The 16878-nt window shown below is 72.0% G+C and carries 17 protein-coding genes; 6 read left to right on the forward strand and 11 right to left on the reverse strand.

The genetic code is table 11. From position 1 onward, the window contains the following. Positions 1 to 167: 167 nt before the first annotated feature. A complete protein-coding gene (locus tag J2S41_RS18965) occupies positions 168 to 758 on the forward strand; it encodes a TetR/AcrR family transcriptional regulator (RefSeq protein WP_310369221.1) in 591 nt (196 codons plus the stop codon). A gap of 185 nt (positions 759 to 943) precedes the next feature. Next, the gene (locus J2S41_RS18970; protein ID WP_310369222.1) at positions 944 to 1336 is read left to right on the forward strand and encodes a hypothetical protein; all 393 of its coding nucleotides are present in this window, start codon (positions 944 to 946) and stop codon (positions 1334 to 1336) included. Between the two features lie 136 nt (positions 1337 to 1472). Here J2S41_RS18970 and J2S41_RS18975 read toward each other — a convergent pair whose 3' ends face one another. From J2S41_RS18975 to J2S41_RS18990, 4 genes are all read right to left on the reverse strand, one after another. After that, positions 1473 to 2585 carry a magnesium and cobalt transport protein CorA gene (locus J2S41_RS18975; protein ID WP_310369223.1) on the reverse strand — a complete coding sequence of 371 codons (1113 nt, stop codon included), beginning with the start codon at positions 2583 to 2585 and terminating at the stop codon, positions 1473 to 1475. Between the two features lie 479 nt (positions 2586 to 3064). Then, positions 3065 to 3673 carry a hypothetical protein gene (locus J2S41_RS18980; protein ID WP_310369224.1) on the reverse strand — a complete coding sequence of 203 codons (609 nt, stop codon included), beginning with the start codon at positions 3671 to 3673 and terminating at the stop codon, positions 3065 to 3067. 167 nt (positions 3674 to 3840) lie between these two features. Beyond that, complete coding sequence (locus J2S41_RS18985; RefSeq protein ID WP_310369225.1) at positions 3841 to 4524, reverse strand: response regulator; 684 nt, start codon at positions 4522 to 4524, stop codon at positions 3841 to 3843. Continuing rightward, positions 4521 to 5708 (reverse strand): sensor histidine kinase, encoded by a 1188-nt coding sequence (locus J2S41_RS18990; protein WP_310369226.1) that lies wholly within the window; start codon positions 5706 to 5708, stop codon positions 4521 to 4523. The genes J2S41_RS18985 and J2S41_RS18990 overlap by 4 nt, the downstream gene beginning before the upstream one ends. A gap of 169 nt (positions 5709 to 5877) precedes the next feature. Between J2S41_RS18990 and J2S41_RS18995 the strand changes: the two genes are divergently transcribed. Next, a complete protein-coding gene (locus J2S41_RS18995) occupies positions 5878 to 7494 on the forward strand; it encodes an FAD-binding oxidoreductase (RefSeq protein WP_310369227.1) in 1617 nt (538 codons plus the stop codon). A 46-nt stretch (positions 7495 to 7540) separates the two neighbouring features. Continuing rightward, positions 7541 to 7891, forward strand: a complete 351-nt coding sequence (locus J2S41_RS19000; RefSeq protein WP_310369228.1) for a hypothetical protein — start codon at positions 7541 to 7543, stop codon at positions 7889 to 7891. A gap of 39 nt (positions 7892 to 7930) precedes the next feature. Here the strand turns inward: J2S41_RS19000 and J2S41_RS19005 are convergent, their stop codons facing one another. Together J2S41_RS19005 and J2S41_RS19010 are read right to left on the reverse strand one after the other, a co-directional pair. After that, positions 7931 to 8689 carry an ABC transporter permease gene (locus tag J2S41_RS19005; protein ID WP_310369229.1) on the reverse strand — a complete coding sequence of 253 codons (759 nt, stop codon included), beginning with the start codon at positions 8687 to 8689 and terminating at the stop codon, positions 7931 to 7933. 65 nt (positions 8690 to 8754) lie between these two features. Beyond that, positions 8755 to 9705: an ABC transporter ATP-binding protein gene (locus J2S41_RS19010; protein WP_310369230.1), complete on the reverse strand. Its 951-nt coding sequence runs from the start codon at positions 9703 to 9705 to the stop codon at positions 8755 to 8757. Positions 9706 to 9787: 82 nt separating this feature from the next. Here J2S41_RS19010 and J2S41_RS19015 point away from each other — a divergent pair, with 82 nt between their 5' ends. Next, the gene (locus tag J2S41_RS19015; protein WP_310369231.1) at positions 9788 to 10429 is read left to right on the forward strand and encodes a TetR/AcrR family transcriptional regulator; all 642 of its coding nucleotides are present in this window, start codon (positions 9788 to 9790) and stop codon (positions 10427 to 10429) included. Between the two features lie 3 nt (positions 10430 to 10432). On the opposite strand, the gene J2S41_RS19020 is transcribed toward J2S41_RS19015, so the two are convergent. Next, complete coding sequence (locus J2S41_RS19020) at positions 10433 to 11539, reverse strand: FAD-dependent monooxygenase (RefSeq protein WP_310369232.1); 1107 nt, start codon at positions 11537 to 11539, stop codon at positions 10433 to 10435. 76 nt (positions 11540 to 11615) lie between these two features. On the opposite strand from J2S41_RS19020, the gene J2S41_RS19025 reads away from it, so the two are divergent. After that, complete coding sequence (locus tag J2S41_RS19025) at positions 11616 to 12209, forward strand: TetR/AcrR family transcriptional regulator (RefSeq protein WP_310369233.1); 594 nt, start codon at positions 11616 to 11618, stop codon at positions 12207 to 12209. A 186-nt stretch (positions 12210 to 12395) separates the two neighbouring features. Here the strand turns inward: J2S41_RS19025 and J2S41_RS19030 are convergent, their stop codons facing one another. From J2S41_RS19030 to J2S41_RS19045, 4 genes are read right to left on the reverse strand one after another with little or no spacing between them, the layout of a single operon-like run. Continuing rightward, complete coding sequence (locus J2S41_RS19030) at positions 12396 to 13166, reverse strand: hypothetical protein (RefSeq protein WP_310369234.1); 771 nt, start codon at positions 13164 to 13166, stop codon at positions 12396 to 12398. Next, the gene (locus tag J2S41_RS19035; protein WP_310369235.1) at positions 13163 to 15274 is read right to left on the reverse strand and encodes a hypothetical protein; all 2112 of its coding nucleotides are present in this window, start codon (positions 15272 to 15274) and stop codon (positions 13163 to 13165) included. Before J2S41_RS19035 ends, J2S41_RS19030 begins: the two co-directional genes overlap by 4 nt. Continuing rightward, the gene (locus tag J2S41_RS19040; protein WP_310369236.1) at positions 15271 to 16101 is read right to left on the reverse strand and encodes a hypothetical protein; all 831 of its coding nucleotides are present in this window, start codon (positions 16099 to 16101) and stop codon (positions 15271 to 15273) included. The genes J2S41_RS19035 and J2S41_RS19040 overlap by 4 nt, the downstream gene beginning before the upstream one ends. Next, positions 16098 to 16850, reverse strand: a complete 753-nt coding sequence (locus tag J2S41_RS19045) for a Crp/Fnr family transcriptional regulator (RefSeq protein ID WP_310369237.1) — start codon at positions 16848 to 16850, stop codon at positions 16098 to 16100. Before J2S41_RS19045 ends, J2S41_RS19040 begins: the two co-directional genes overlap by 4 nt. Between the last annotated feature and the right edge of the window lie 28 nt (positions 16851 to 16878).

Consider the following 16878-nt stretch of genomic DNA (forward strand, 5'->3'; position numbering starts at 1 on the left):
GTAGACATCGACGGCCCTGAAGGAAATGCCGGGAAAGGCGCCTTCCGTCAGCGTTCACGCGCGCATCGGCCCGCGTTCGCCGCCGCGTTGCGGGTCGGCGTGGCTCGGCTGCCGTCCGGGACGAGTCAAAAGTTGACCGTACGGTCCAGAATCGATATCGTCGGCGGATGGCCCGCCCCCGGAAGTTCGACGAGCAGCAGGTGCTCCGCTCCGCGACCGAGGTCTTCTGGACGTCCGGCTTCGCGGCGGCGTCGCTGGACGACCTGATGCGGGCGACGGGCCTGGGCAAGGGCAGCCTGTACGGCGCGTTCGGCGACAAACAGGCGCTGTTCCTGCGGGTGCTCGAGGGCTACTGCGCGGACGCCGCGGCGAGCCTGCGCGATCGGTTGCACGGCCCGGACTCGTCGTCGGCCGCCCGGCTGCGGGCCCTGTTCGACGCGATGGTCACCGCCGGTGACCCGTCCGGCCCGCCGCGCGCCTGCCTGCTCGCCAAGTCGACCGCGGAACTGGCGGCGACGCACCCCGAGGTCGCCGGCCGGGCGCGGCAGACGTTCACCGCGATCGCCGATCTGCTGGAGGCGGAGGTGCGCGGCGCCCAGGCCGCGGGCGACATACCCGCCGACCGGGACGCCCGGCGGACCGCCCACCACCTGCTGGCCGTGTTGCGCGGCATGGAGGCGCTGACCGAGGCCGGCATGGACCGATCGGTGCTGCGCGACACCGCCGACACCGCCCTCGCGGCGGCCGGCCTCCGCTGACGGGCCGCGCGCACCAGGCCGGCACCGGCCACGTGGCCGCGCGTTCGCCGGGCGCCGGTCCGGCGGTTGTCCGACGTTGTTTGTCCACCGGCCGCCGCCTGGGGCCGGACAACCTCCGCACCGCTAGACAGTGAACCAGCGCACGAACCGCGCTGACGCAGGTCACTGACAGGAGCGGAGAAGCAATGAAGACAATGAGGATCATCGGTACGGCCGTCGCCGCACTGGTCGCCACGCTGCTGGCGGCGCAGCCGGCGGCCGCCGCACCGACCCAGGCGACGACCCGACCCGGCCTCGACCGGGCCGCCGCCTGGGACTGCGCGCAGGGCTACTCCTGCTACTACGACGACATCTACGGCGAGGTGAAGCTGTTCACCGCGGCGCGCTGCGGCTGGCACGACCTGAGGGGCGGCAGCTACCAGAACCGCATCTCGTCGGTCGCCAACTACACCAGCGGCTGGGTGCGGGTATGGATCTGGCGGAACGCCGGCTACTGGGAGCAGCACGGCTACCTCTACCCGGGCGGCGTCGGATACTTCGACACGAACGACATCGACGCGATCGACATCGACTGCTGAACGCCGGCTCGCACGACCGCCGCGCCGGCGGGGTGGCCGATCGGCCATCTCACCGGCGCGGCACCCTTCCCGCGACCCGGCCCGCCCTCAGGGCCGACGTGTGGCGGCGCCCGGAGGGTGTGGTCCCGCCGAGCCGTCAGAGCCAGCCGGAGCGGCGGAAGAGGCGGTGGAGGACGAGCGCGGAGGTGGCCATCAGGCCGAGCGCGGCGAAGTAGCCGAAGCGCCAGCGCAGCTCCGGCATGAAGTCGAAGTTCATGCCGTACACGCCGGCGATGGCGGTCTGGGCGGCGGCGATCGCGGCCCAGGAGGCGATCTTGCGCATGTCGTTGTTCTGCTCGACCGCGACCTGCGCCAGCCGGGCCTGCATGATGGAGTTGATCAGCTCGTCGAAGCCGGCCACCCGGTCGACCGCGCGGCTGAGCCGGCCGGTGACGTCGGTGAAGTAGTGGCGCAGCTGCTCGGGCAGCCGGTGCCCGGAGTCCTCGGCCAGTTCGCGCAGCGGCACCTGGAGCGGCAGCACCGCCCGCTTGAACTCGACCACCTCGCGTTTGAGCTGGTAGATCTGCTGGAGGTCGAGGCGGGAGTCGCGGGCGAACGCGATCTCCTCCAGCCGCTCCAGATCCGTCTCGACGTGCCCGGCGACCTCCAGGTACAGCCGCACCATCCGGTCGCAGACCGTGTGCGCCACCGCCCACGGGCCCAGCGCCAGCATCGACGGCCGCTGCTGCAGGTCCGCGCGCACGTCGGCCAGCGCGCCCGCGGCGCCGTGCCGGACCGTGATGACGAACCGGTCACCGATCACGATCATCACGTCGCCGGTGTCGACCACCTCCGAGGTGGCGGTCAGGTCGTCGTGCTCCACGTACCGGGCGGTGCGCAGCACCAGCAGCGTCACGTCGCCGTGCCGCTCGACCACCGGCCGGTGCCCGTCGGTCAGCGCCTGCGCCACGGTCAGCTCGTGCAGCCCGAAGACGCGCCCGACCTCGGCCATCAGCGCGGCGTCGGGCTCGTGCAGTCCCAGCCACACGTACGCGCCCCGGGCCCGGCGCGCCGCGGCGTACGCGTCGGCGTAGTGCGGCCGGCCGGGACGGCGCCGGCCCTGCGTGTAGACGGCGCAGTCGACCACCGCGTGCGGGTTCTCCCGCGGCGCCACCGGGCGGCCCGGCCCGGCCGGAGCCGGCAGGCGCAGCCGGGCCAGCAGCGCCCGGCCCGGCGCCGGCAGACGTACACCCCACCGCGGGTCGGCCACGGCTCACCTCCATCATCGCGTCGATCATCACGGTACGGGCAGCGCCACGGCCGGATCCGGCGGCATGCGGACGGCTCAGCACCCGGGACATCGGACGCGGTCTGGACGTCGTTCTCGCCGTGAGCGGCAGCGTCGGGCCGGCGAACCGCGGCAGCGCCTCGGTCACGGTCGGGAGCTCGGCGATGTCCGCCACGTGCTCCTGGAGCGTCTGCAGGCCGGGCGCGTTCGGGTAGGCGCCGATCGCGATCCGGCCGTCGCCGTCGGGCCGAAGTCGATCCGCACCCGGTCGCGGGTGATGCCGTTCCACCCGGACCCCTGTTCGGCCCGCGTGTCCGTGCCCGCCGCGGTCCGCACCACATCCGCGTTCGCGACGCCCACGCCGGTGCCGGGCGCGACGGCCGGCTTGCGGTACTTCCTCGTCGTCATGCCGTGAACGCCATGGCGCACCGCCACCTGCCCTCTTCGGGGCACCGGCGGGCTCAGCCGCCGTCGAGCGGCGTCGCCTCCTCGTCGGACCACTCGATCGCGAGCGCGTCGAGCCACGGCTCGAACGGCTCCCCGATGCTGCCGAGCGACTCGTGCGAGTCCGCGGCCCGGCGGCCGGCCTCCTCGACGCGCGCGAGCGGCACACCGTACAGACTCGCCAGCCGCTCCCGGGCCGCCGGGCCGGCCAGCACCGCGCCGGGGTCGCCGGACGGCTCCGGCGCCGTGAGGGCGGGCACGCCGGTCAGCGACGGTTCGCCCTCGTCCGTGTAGGCCTCGCCGGTCTCCTCGTCCCGTGGGTAGATGTAGAACTGATAGGCGCGGCCACCGGGCGCCAGCGCCACCACCTCGCCGCCGAACTCGTCGTGGTCGAGCGCGAGGAACGCCCGGCGCGCCGGCCCGTCGTCGGTGACCAGTTCCGCGCAGAGCGGGGCCAGTTCCTCGTAGCCGGCGCCGACCGCCTGCAGTTCCAGCCGTGGCCCGTCCGGCGTTCGCGCCAGCGCGGCGAACGAGGTCTCACACCGCTCCCGCAGCGGCCGCAGCACCCGGTCGAGGTCCGCGCCGGGCACCAGGTCCAGCCACGCGGCGGCCATGAAGGTCGACATACCGCACAAGCCTAGTCAAGACATGAAGAAATAGACGGAAAACGGGTACGGGGGCGCGCCGTTCGGCGCCGCCCACGCCGGAGATCTCGACGCCGTGCGCCGGCCGCTCGGGCGGAGGCGGGACCGCATCCGGCATCGGCGTGGCCGACGTTCGGCGGCACCGCTCGCTACCGGCGCTCGGGCAGCGAGTCCCCCGGCCTGACCAGCCGATGCTGGTACGCGAAGACCACCAGCTGCGCCCGGTCGCGCACGTCCAGCTTCGCCATCGTGCGGTTGATGTGCGTCTTGACGGTCAGCGGCGACAGGTACAGCCGCTCGGCGATGGCGTCGTTGGACAGCCCGTGCGCCACCAACAGCAGGATCTCGTGCTCACGGTCGGTGAGCAGCGCCAGCTCCGGCAGTTGCCGCGCCGGCGGGAGGATGTGGTGGATCAACCGGCTGACCAGCCCGCTGGTGGCCCGGGGCGACAGCAGCGCCTCCCCCGCCGCCACCACCCGCACGGCGTTCACCAGGTCGCCGGGCGCCACGTTCTTGCCCAGGAACCCGCTCGCACCCGCCTGCAACGCGTAGATCACGTTGTCGTCGTCGTCGAACGTGGTCAGCACCACCACCCGTACGCCGGCGAGGCGCTCGTCCGCGCCGATCCGGCGGGTCGCCTCGATGCCGTCCACCTGGGGCATGCGGATGTCCATCAGCACCACGTCGACCCGGCCACTGTGGCACAGCTCGACCGCCTCCGCGCCGTCGGCGGCCTCACCGACCACCTCCAGGCCCGGCTCCGCGTCGATGATCATCCGGAATCCGGCACGGATGAGCGCCTGGTCGTCGGCGAGCAGAACGCGAATGGTCACGGCACCTCGGCAGCGGTGGGCGGGTTGGCGCGGTCGATCGTCTGATCGCCGGTGGGCAGGGCGGCACGGACTCGGAAGAGGCCGCCGGGGGCCGGTCCGGCCTCGATCGTGCCGTGCGCGGCGGCGGCCCGCTCGCGCATGCCGACCAGCCCGAACCCGGAACCGGGCCGGCCGCCGCCGCGCCCGGCCACGCGGTTCCTGACGTCGATACTCAGCGTGTCCGCGGCGTACTCCAGGTCGAGGGTGGCACCGCCGTCGCCGTGCCGGTGCGCGTTGGTCAACGCCTCCTGCACGATCCGGTACGCGGCCAGGTTCACCACCGCCGGCAGCGGCCGCGGCTCGCCGCGCTGCCGGAACCGCACCGGGAAACCGGTGTCGCGCAGCCCGGCCAGCAGTTCCGGCAGGCGGTCCACACCGGGCGCGGGCTCGGTGCTGCGCAGATCGTCCGGGTCGCGCAGCACGCTCACCACCGACTTGATCTCGTCCAGGACCGTGTCCGCGGCGGTACGGATGTGCCCGAGCACCGGCCACACCTTCTCCGGCTCGTTGCGCAGCACGTGCCCGGCCGCGCCGGCGTGGACGCTGATCACCGCGATGTGGTGGGCGACGACGTCGTGCAGTTCGCGGGCGATGCGCAGCCGCTCGTCCATCACCCGGCGGCGCGCCTCCACCTCCCGGGTCGCCTCCGCCTGCCGGGCCCGCTCGGTCACCTCCGCGACGTACGCCCGGCGCATCCGCACCGAATCGCCCCACACGGCGCCGCCGACGATGAGCGCGAACGCGGTGAACTGCTCGGTGTTCCACCAGTCCGTGACGTACGTCAGCGTGCCGGCGAGCATGATCGAGCTCCACAGCAGGAGGGCGAAGAACCAGGGCTGGCGGCGCGGGCTGTACAGCGCGGTGGCGTAGGTCAGCATGCCGGCGACGACGAACAGCCCGTCCGGCGGCCGGCTCACCACGACGGCGACCATGCTGAGCGCGGCGGCGGCCAGCAGGATCTGCACCGGGTACCGGCGGCGGGCCAGCAGCAGCACGGCGCACAGCACCGAAGGCAGCATGCTCATCGGGTGCACCGCGGTGTAGCCGTTGAACAGCACGAACAGGACCCCGACGGTCGCCAGCACCAGATCGGTCAGCGGCCCCCGGTACCGGTCGAGGTACCGGGCTCGCCATCGACCACACATCGCCCGCACGATCACGACGGTAGTGCCGGCCGCGTCATTACCCCAGCCGCGGTACGCCGGAGCCTGCGCTCGCGGTATCCGCGGCCCGCGCCCGGACGACGCGCCACCCGGCCGCGCGACCGTAGCGTCGGACGCGGTTGGCACGTCGACACACAGATAGGCGGAAACGATGTCTGGTCCTACCCGTCGTGGGTTCATCGCCGGCACAGCGGCGCTGGGAGGTGCGGCGCTGGTCGGCAGCCCGGCGGCCGCGAAGGTGACGGCGGACGGGGTACGCGACTCGCCCGTGATCCGGCCGGGCGACGCCCGCTACGAGGACCTGGTGCTGCGCCGGACCAGCGAGCGGTTCTTCCCGCGCCCGGAGGCGTTCCGGCTGCCCACCACGACCGAGCAGGTGGTGCGCGCCGTGGACGGCGCGGTCCGCGCGGGCAAGCGGATCACCGTCCGCAGCGGCGGGCACTGCTACGAGAACTTCGTCGGCGACGGCGCCGAGGTGATCATCGACATGTCCGCGATGCGGCAGGTCACGTTCGACCAGCACCGCAACGCGTTCATGATCGAGTCCGGCGCCACGCTGTGGACCGTGTTCGAGCGGCTCTACCTCGGGTGGGGCGTCACCATCCCGGGCGGCCAGTGCGGCACCGTGGCCGCGGGCGGGCACATCCAGGGCGGCGGCTACGGCGCGCTGTCCCGGCTGTTCGGCTCCGTGGTCGACTACCTGTACGCGGTGGAGGTCGTCGTGGTGGACGCCTCCGGGCGCGCGCGGGCGGTCGTGGCCACGCGCGAGCCGGGCGACCCGAACCGGGAGCTGTGGTGGGCGCACACCGGCGCCGGCGGCGGCAACTTCGGCGTGGTCACCCGCTACTGGATGCGCACGCCCGGCGCCACCGGCACCGACCCCACCCGCCTGCTCCCGCGACCGCCCGCGGTGACGCTCGAGACCACGCTCGCCTGGAGCTGGCACACCGTCACCGAGGAGTCGTTCCACCGGCTGCTGCGCAACTACGGCGAATGGCACGAGCGCAACAGCGCGCCCGGCTCCCGCTACGCCAGCCTCTTCAGCCTGCTGCCGCTCACCCGCCGGAACACCGGTGACGACCCCGGCGCGTTCGCGATGGTGACCGCGATGGACGGCACGCTGCCCGACGCGGACCAACTGCTGCGCGACTACATCGCCGAGGTCACCGACGGCGTGCCGGGCGTGATCACGGTGCAGCCGCCGCGCCGGCTGCCGTGGCTGGCCGGGGTGAAGTCCGGGTCGATGAGCGAGGACGAGCAGGCCGGGACGTTCAAGGTGAAGGCGTCCTACCTGCGGAAGCGGTTCACCGACGAGCAGATCCGGACCGCGTACACCTTCCTGACCAGCACGGACCACGACAACGAGAGCGCGACGCTGCTGCTGGCCTCGTACGGCGGCCAGGTCAACGCCGTGGCGCCGGACGCGACCGCCATGCCGCAGCGGGACAGCATCATGAAGGCGATCTACTACGTCATCTGGACCGACCCGGACGGCGAGCGGGCGAACCTGGACTGGATGCGCCGGTGGTACGGCGAGATGCACCGGGACACCGGCGGCGTGCCGGTCCCGAACGCCGTGACCGACGGCTCCTACATCAACTACCCGGACGTCGACACCACCGACCCGCGGTGGAACACGTCCGGCATCCCCTGGCACACGCTGTACTGGAAGGACAACTACCCGCGGCTCCAGCGCGTCAAGGCCCGCTGGGACCCTCGCGACCTGTTCCACCACGCCATGTCGATCAAGCTGCCGTCCCGCCCGTGACCGCGGGCCTCGCGCCGCACGCGGCCGCGGCCTAGTCTCGGCGCTCGTGAGCCTGCTGGTGCATGTGTGGGTGTGGGACGACGACGGCGGCCGGGACGTGCTGGACGACCCGCCGGGCGTGTCCGATCTGGCCGGACCCGAGCGCTGGCGCCAGGAGGTCTGGGGCGCCGGTTCCGCCTTCGGCGCGCGGCTGCTGCCCCGGCTGGACGGCAACGACCTCTGGGTGCCGCCCGGCGAGGTGGACGACCTGCTGGCCGAGTGCGCGCTCTACCGGCGGAACCTGCGCGCGCTCGCCGAATTCCCCGACCACGCGGACACGATCGTCACCCGCCTGTCGAACATCGAGGCCGCCGCCCGCCGGGCTCGTGACCGCCACGGCGGCGTCGTGGTGTGGTGACGCCGTGGCTTTCCGGACCTCGCCGAATCCTCGGCGAGGTCAGACATCGCGGACGCGGAACGCCACGTGGCCGGCGACGGTGACCGCGACGGCCGTCAGCGTCAGCAGGACGATGCCGGTGGCCGGGGCCACCGTGCCGTGGACCGGGACGACCGCGTAGGCCGACTGGCCCGCGGTGATCGGCCAGAGCCGGCCGAACAGTTCGCCGAACACGCCGGGCAGGCCCGGACCCAGCGCCGGGACCAGCAGCAGCGCGCCGACCAGCACGGCGAGGCTGGTGGTGGCGGAGCGGGCCAGCGCGCCGACCGCGAGGCCGACCAGCGCGACGAGCGTCAGGTAGAGCACGGCGCCGGCGAGCGCGGCGGCCACGCCGGGATCGGCCACGCCGGCCGCGGGCAGGCCCGCGCCGCCGAGCATCAGCTGCACCACGGTGAAGCTGAGCAGCGTGGTGGCGAGCGCGACCAACAGCCCGAGGCCCGCCACCACCACGGTCTTGGCCGCCAGCAGGCGCGAGCGCGACGGTACGAACACCAGGCTGGTGCCGACCAGGCCGGTGCCGAACTCGGGCGTCACGCTGAGCGCGCCGAGCATCCCGATGATGAGCTGGGCGAACAGGAAGCCCTTGAGGCTGGTCCAGGTCGGATCCCAGCCGGCCGGAAGATCGGCTGGGGACCCGCCGAGCAGGTCGGTGGCGCCGAGCACGCTGAGCGCCACCCCGGAGGCGACGGCGCTCACCGCCGCGAGCCAGGTGCTGCGGACGCTGCGCAGCTTGGTCCACTCCGAACGGATCAGGTTCATGCCGGACCGTCCGTTGCGGTGTCCGGGTGGCCGGCGCTGAGCCGATGATTTACTCGCACGCTCGCTCATGCCGCGTGGCTCCCGTACTCGGTGGCGTCGTGGGTGAGTCGCAGGAAGACGTCCTCGAGCGATTCGCGCGCCCGGACCAGTTCGTCGAGCGCGATGCCCTCGGCCGCGGCGATCTTGCCGACCGTGGAGGCGTCGGTGCCGGTCACGGCGAAGGACGAGTCGGGCCGCGCGGCGAAGTCGACGCCGGAGGCGCGCAGCGCGCGGGCGAGCGCGTCCGGCGTGGACGTCCGTACCGTGACGGTCCGGGTGGTGTTCTCCTCGACGAACCGCTCGAGCGTGGTCTCGGCGATGAGCCGGCCACGCCCGACCACGATGACGTCGTCCGCGGTCAGCTCCAGTTCCGACATGAGGTGGCTGGAGAACAGGATGGTGCGGCCCTGAGCGGCCAGGTCGCGCATGAGCGTGCGCATCCAGCGGATGCCCTCCGGATCGAGCCCGTTGAGCGGCTCGTCCAGGACCAGCACGCCGGGGTCGCCGAGCAGCGCGGTGGCGATGCCGAGCCGCTGCTGCATGCCGAGCGAGAACTCGCCGGCCGGGCGGGTGGCGGCGCCGCTCAGGCCCACCAGGTCCAGCACCTCGCCGACCCGGGTGCGCGCGAGGCCGGCCGCGTGGGCGAACGTGAGCAGGTGATCGGCCGCGGTGCGGTGCGGGTGCACCGCCCGCGCGTCCAGCAGCGCGCCGATGGTGCGCGCGGGATCGTCGAGGTCGGCGAGCCGGCGCCCGCCGATCGTGACGGTGCCGCCGGTGGGCCGGGACAGGCCGAACAGCATGCGCAGCGTGGTGCTCTTCCCGGCCCCGTTCGGGCCGAGGAAGCCGGTGACGACGCCGGGCCGCGCGGTGAAGGACAACCCGTCCACCGCGAGCGTTCCGCCGTACCGCTTGGTCAGTGCTCTGGCCTGGATCTCGACGCCCTCGGGCGGGTGGGTTCGCAATCTCCGGTCGGGCAACGCCGCCTCCTCAAAAAGTACACCGCCGGGTGTATTTTAACGGGCGGGTGGGACCCCGACAACCAGGACGTAGGCTGCTGCGATGCGCAGGATCATCGCGGAGGAGCAGACCCCGGGCCGCCGACGGCGGTCCGAGGAGAAGAAGACCGCCATCCTCGACGCGGCGGAGAACCTGTTCATCACCGACGGGTACGAACGGACCACGGTGGACGCGGTGGCCGCGCGCGCCCAGGTCTCCAAGCGGACGCTCTACAACCACTTCAGCGACAAGGAGATCATCTTTCTGCGCGTGCTCGGCCGCGTGCACGAGTCGCTGCTGGGCACCATCCGCGCCGCCGTCGACGAGGAGCTGACGACCGGCCGCGACCTGCGCGAGGCGCTGACCACCTTCGCCCACCGCATCGTCGACCGCGCGTTCGGGTCGGCCGACTACCTGACCTACCGCCGGCTGACCGCGCAGCCGCAGGCGGTGCCGCGCCCGCCGGAGGGGAACCGCGGCCGTCCGCTGAGCCTGCTCGAGCAGCGGTTCGCCGAGCTGGCGGCGGACGGCCGGATCCGCGCGCCGCGCCCCCGCGTGGCGGCACGGCACTTCACGGCGCTCACGATCAGCCTGGCGCAGGAGGCGTTGATGGGCGACCAGGACGACACCGGGCCCGCGGACCTGGACGACATCATCGCGGACGGGGTGGACGCGTTCCTGCGCGCGTACGGCGCGGGATCGTAGGCGTCAGCGGCCCGCCGCCGCCAGGCGCGCGTTGCGGAGGTCGAGCGCCTCCTGGGTGGCGGGCACGATCAGGTCGCCGCCGGGCCCGGCGGTGGCCTGCGCGCGCTCGGCGTACGGCCGCTGGCGGGTCTCGTACTCGTGAAACGCGGCGCCGAGATCACCGGGGTGCGCGCGCAGCGCCTCGGCGAGCAGCCAGGCCCCGGTGAGGGCGAGCGACGCTCCGCGGCCGGCCATCGGGGACGCGCAGTGCGCGGCGTCGCCCACCAGCACGACGCGGCCCCGGTGCCAGGACGGCAGCCGGATCTGACTGACCGAGTCGAAGTACAGCTCCGGATCGCGGCGGACGGCGTCGAGGATCTCCGGGACCCGCCACTCGTCGTGCCCCGCGAAGGCGTCGAGGACGATCCGCCGCTGCGCGTCCAGGTCGTGGTAGTCGTAGTCGATCCACCCGGAGCGGAAGTTGAGCACGCCGAGCGCGGTGTCGCGGTACCGGGTGATGCCGATCAGGTGGCCGGGCCAGTTCAGGATCGGGTTTCCGCGCCCGGCGCCGGCCCCGGCGGGCAGCTCGGTCAGCGCGACGTAGAAGCCGAGGTGCCTCAGGTAGTCCCGCTCCGGGCCGAACGTCAGCCGGCGGGTCAGCGAGTGCACGCCGTCCGCGCCGACCACCAGGTCGAAGCGGTCCCGCCGGCCGGAGACGAACGTGACGTCGACACCGTCGCCGTCGTCGTGCAGCTCGCCGATCGACTCGCCGAAGGCGACGGTGGTGGCCGGGCTCAGCGCCTCGTACAGCACGCGGGCGAGGTCCTCGCGGGGGATCTCGATGTCGTCCGGAGTGTCGCTCACCTCGTCGCCGGGGAGCTCGGCCAGCACGGTGCCGTCCGCGTCGACGAAGTGCACCCGCTCGGTCATGTCGACCCGGCGGTCGCGGATCCGGTCGAGCAGGCCCATCCGGCGGGCGACGTCGATCGCGTCGCCGCGGATGTCGATGGGAGAGCCGTTGACGCGCAGGTGACCGGCGCGTTCGACCAGCGTGACGTCGTGGCCGGTGGCGCCGAGATCGATGGCGGTGGCGAGGCCGGCCATGCCGGCTCCGCAGATGAGGATGCGCATGACGCCCTTTCTAGCGCGAATACGGCCACTAAAGCAACAAGATGTCGCGTTAACGGCCGTGGGTGATAATCCACCGATGACCGACGTGCAGAGGCGGCCGGGCGGGCGCTCGTCCCGGGTACGCGCCCAGGTGCTCGACGCGACGGTCACGCTCGTCGCCCGGCACGGCGTCGCCGGCCTGCGCTATGACGAGGTGGCCGAGCTGGCCGGCGTCAACCGGGCCAGCGTCTACCGCCGGTGGCCGCGGCGGGACGCGCTGATCAGCGAGGCGCTCGCCGACCTCGCCGACCGGGAGGCGCCGATCGGCGACACCGGCGACCTGCGCGCGGACCTCGTCGAGTTCCTGGTCACGCTGGCCGCCAGCCAGTCCAGCCCGCTCGGCCGCGCCCTCGCCGGCGTCCTGCACACCGCCGGGAGCAGCCCGGACGTCCGCCGGGTCGTCCAGGCCTTCTACGAACGGCGCACCGGCACGCTGCACCGGCGCATCACCCGCGCCGTGGACCGCGGCGAGCTGCCACCGGTCGACGCCCACCTGCTCGCCGACCTGCTCGCCGGCCCGGTCCACCTGCACGCCACCCACGACACCGGCGCCTTCACCCCCACCGACGCCACCCGCATCGTCGACATCGTCCTGGCCGGCATCCGCGTGACCGGCGACCAGCGGCCGTGACCATCACGTCGCGGCGCCGCAGAATTCGGTGTCGATGGTGCCGCCGGAGTTGGTGACGCCGATCCGGAACGGAAGCCGCCCGGCGGCGCCGGGTGACGGCTCCACGCCGACCATGCGAATGCCCGGGTGGCGACGCTGCCGGTTCGCCACCGTCGCGGTGGGGGTTCCAGAGTTCGTTGGTGCCGATCACCCCACTGCCGCCCCGGTTCGGATATCGATGACCTCCGCCAGGCCGTGGGCGAGATCCTCTCTGTCCCAGGCGACGAACATCATTCTGAGCTGGCCGAGCAGATAGTCGATCCGTTCCTCGCCGAGCTTCGCGATGAAGTCGTCCAGCAGCCTGGCGATCGCCACCGAGGACGGCTCGGTTGCGGTGGTGGTGACATCCGCCAGCTTCGCCGCGATCTCCTCGAAATGGTCGCCCGCGAGGTCCTTCAGCGCGTCGGGATGGTGCTGGAACCAGTAGCTGCGGGCCACCTCCGGGCGCGAGAGAATGGCCTGCCGGAGATAGCTGAGGCGCTCCTGCTCAACCGCCCGCTCCTGCTGCTCGACGACGGCCCGGCGCCGGAGTGCGTTCACCTCCTCGGCGGCCTGCCGTGCGGCGTCGGAGGCGTACACCGTCATCCGTGAGCGGGCGAGCCGCACCCCTGACGGAAGCTGGTGCCGCCACCGCTCCCCGGCGAGCACATTGAGTTCGATCTCCAACCGGCCCGCATCGGTCACGAGATAGCCGGCGGCGTGCCGGTTCGCCTCCACATAGAACGTGTTGCGCAGTCTCCATCGGAGGTCCGGCGGGCCGTACCAGTCGATCTCGAAATGGGTGTCGAAGTACGCGCCGGCCATCTTGCTGTTCAGCGCGGCCGTGAAATGCTCGCTCCGGGCCGGCTCCACCTCGACGAGTTCCGGCCTGGCCAGCAGACGGCGTACGTCCCACCCGAACGGCGACGAGAAATTCATCGGAGCACCACCGGTTCGGGCGAACGGGCGCCACGGGCGAACGGATCGGCGTGGCAGATTCGTTCGATCATCAGGTCGCGCACGGCGCGACGGCGTGGGTCGACGTCGCCGCCCATCGGCTGCCATTGCACGACGAAGCCCACCAGCCGCGAGGCCCGGACGCTCGCGCCCGGATTCACCCCCACCGCCTGAAACATCAGCTCACCGACCACCGGTGCCAGACTCGAATCCTCCGCCGCGGCCGACAGCCACGAGGCCATCGCCGGCCAGATCTCCTCGGGCACTGCCGGGAGCAACGCGAAGACCTGGCTCAGGCCGGCGACCAGCTCCGTCCGCGTCTGCTCCGGCTGTTCGAGAAGAAACCGCAGGAGCCGCCTGGCGCCGGGCGGATCGGCGGTCAACCCGGCGAGGCAGCGCAGGCCCACCGATCGGCGCGGCTCTTCGGCAGTGATCCAGTCGGTCACCCGGTGCAGCACGTCCAGCCGGTGCCGAGGCCGCTCCCAAAGTCGCAGGACACCGGCCACGACTTCACTCTCCACGCTGTCGAACCCACGTGCTGCCAGATTGTTGAGCCTGGTGAAGGCCGCCCGCGGATAACTGTCCGCGAGTTCGCCCGCGCAAACTATCGCGATCATGCCGAGCACTCCGGTGTCGGTCGACTCGGACGCCCACCGGTTCAGCCGTCTACGTGTCCTCGGGCCTGCCTCCGGACTCAGCGCGATCGCTGTCACCAGCCCGGCGACCACGGGGCGAAGGGTCACGTGCTGCCAGCGCTGGATGACCCAGTAGATCTCCGGCGCATCGGGTTCCGGCACCGACATCGCCATCGTGAACATGGCGTCGGCTATCCGTTCGGCGATCGGTACCGACGGCACACTCCCCCGTCTCATGGGAAGCCGCACGGCCCAGAACCACAGGTGTTTCCGGAATTCGTCCGATCGGTCCGCGTGCACGAAACCGAGCACGGACGCCGCGTAGGCGGGCCGATCGAACATGACCCGGTGCCGTTCGTCGAGTCGAGCGTTCACCGTGGCCGCCAGCTGCCTGATGCCGGCGCTTGCGATCCCGCCGTACGCATCCGGCGGCTCTTTGAGCTCCCGGCCGAGCGCCTCGGCCTGACGCAGGACCAGGCTGCCCGGCTCGCCCTCCAAGAACGCCAGTGCGATGAGGAACAGCCGGGCGCGAGCGTCCTCGACCTTGGCGAACCACCCCTCCAACTCGTCGTTCCAGTTGCGGTACGCCTGCACGGCCTGCTCCGCGATCGCCGTGACCGGATCGTTGACGTTCTGCGCGAGCACGATGTCCGCGGCGGCGACGATGCGCAGCGCGAGGCGTCGCACCTGACGCGGAGGGAGATCCGTCAGGGTCTCCGCGAGCGCCTGGTGATGCGCCAGCGCGTCGACGTCGAGCCGGTGTTCCTGACCCGCCAGCTCCTTCAGCAGCACCGCTCGTGGCTCGGGCGGACCGACCGCCAGCGCGTTGACGCCATGCACCCCACCGAGGAGCTGCTGGACGCGCGGATCGATGATCACTACAAGATAGTCACCGCGGGTGATCAGAACCCTCTGGTAGGTCGCTATCTCGGACTCCAGCGCCGACACGGACCGGCTGACGGCACCGTCCGGTACCGTGAGAATGTAGGCCGCCGCGCTCTGACTCGGCCAGCCGACCTGGTCGATCGGCAGCAGGCATTGCTTGTCGTCATCGATCGGCACGTCATGCACCGGGCGTCCGAGCCTGCTCAGCAGCGCCACCGCCGCCGTGTGGACACCGGTCCCCCGCTCGCCCACCAACAGCACGCTTCGGTGTTCCTCGACCACCGTGGCCGCCCGGTCGGTATCCATCGCGAGCTTGGGATTGGCAGGCCGGAAGAAGACGCGGTCGACGTAGCCCTCGAGCGTCAGGGTGATGTCCCCGGCGTTCAGCTGCTGAGCGGCACGGATCTGACCGTAGTACTGGTTGATGTACTGGTTCATGCTGCGGGTGTACGTAGCCGTTTGCCCGTAGTTCGTCGCCGTGACCGGTCCGTCGAGTCCCAGCAGGTCGGCGGGCTCGTCCGGGTCGTACTCCTCCTCGGCAGGGAACTGGGTCTCGGGTGCGTCGATCATCGCGGGCCGCCCTGGTGCATGCCGCCGTGATTCACCGTGGCGACCTGACCGGAGTTCTCTCTCACCGTGGGCCCCGCGATCCCGCGCGGAGTGCCGGGCGCCCGGGCGGACGACGGCCCGGCGTCGGACTGCGGCAACCCGATGGCCAGGAGATTTCCCGATACCTCCGGGACGAGGAGCCACGCGCGCTGCGCGAACGACTTGCCCTCCACGGTGGCGGGCACCTCGAGGAAGTGATCCGGGTGCCGGCCCGCGTACCCCTCGGCCACCACGTCCTGGAAGACCCGATCGGACAGAATGCACGCGAGGAACGTGACGTGCGGGCTCGCGGCGGCGAGCATGGCCTTGACCGGCCGGGAATCGAGCAGACGGTGGGTGTCGTTGCGGGCCGCGCCGTTTCCGGTGCGGTCCGGGCGATCGGAGTCGACGGGCAACGGGCCGACGTTGAGGCTCATCCGCAACCGCAGCCTCGCCTGTCCCTGGCGAACCGAACGGTTGTGGGACGCCAGCCGCGCCTGGAGAAGCGCCGGCACCGGTTCGATCACGTACGGCAGGATCTCGGTCGGCAAGCCGATGGCGAATCCGTCGCCGGAGGGACCGAAGAACAGCGGACTGTTCCAGTGCTGGCCCAGTCCCGCGTCGGCGAAGACCTCACCGACCAGGCTCGGGATGAGCCCACTGATCGTCTCTTGGGTACTGCCGGGCTCGGCGGTGAAGTCCTTCGCGTCGACTGCCATGATCGCCCGGTACGGGGGTAGATCGACCGACTGCTCGAACGGAACGTGTCCCATGTGGCCTCCAGCCATCAGGTGCGCGAACCCGGTCATCGTCGGCCGTCATGCCCTCCCGGCTCTGCCCAGAAATGTGCTTTCGGGGAGTAACCGCCACCATCCACACCCGGATAGGCGTGCCGGGACAGCGCGTCCACGTCCACGATGACCACAAGACGCCGTCCGGTTCTCAGCACGCCGGCGGCGCGCAGCGCGGACAACTCACCCACGACAGCGTTACGGGACGCACCAACCAGTTCGGCGAGCTCCTGCTGAGGCAGGCTGACCGGAGGCCGGCCGGGTATCCTGCGGTTCTCCTCCTCCAGCCGTAGCAGTGCGCGGGCCAGGCGCTGCCGGACCGGAAGCACGGCCAACTCGGTCCGCTGGATGTCCGCCTCGCGCAGCCGGTCGACCGTGTACGTGGCGAACCCCGGGGCCACGGTCGGACGGCTCACGAAGTCCCGGAACTGGTCACCGGTGAGCAGCTGTGTCAGCACCGTCGTCAACGCGGTGACGGTCGCGAATCGTGGCTGCCCGTCAAGCGCGGCGAAGTCACCCACCACATCACCGGCCGCGCGGACGGTCAGCATCGCCTGGGCGCCGTCCGGCTCGCACCGCGCGATCTTCACGCAACCCGCGAGAATGACGTGCACGTGCCGGCCTCGATCCCCCTGGCGGAAGATCATGTCGCGTGGGGCGAATCGCACCGGCACTCCGACCTGGAGGATTCCCTTCCACTCCGCCTCCGGCAGCGACCCGAAAAGTCCACCGGCCGGCAATGCGGTCCATTGTGAGTAACGGGCCACGTGCCGAGCGTAGTCGCACTGCGGTCGC

Origin of the sequence: Catenuloplanes atrovinosus (genome assembly GCF_031458235.1) — a bacterium.
GTDB lineage: Bacteria > Actinomycetota > Actinomycetes > Mycobacteriales > Micromonosporaceae > Catenuloplanes > Catenuloplanes atrovinosus.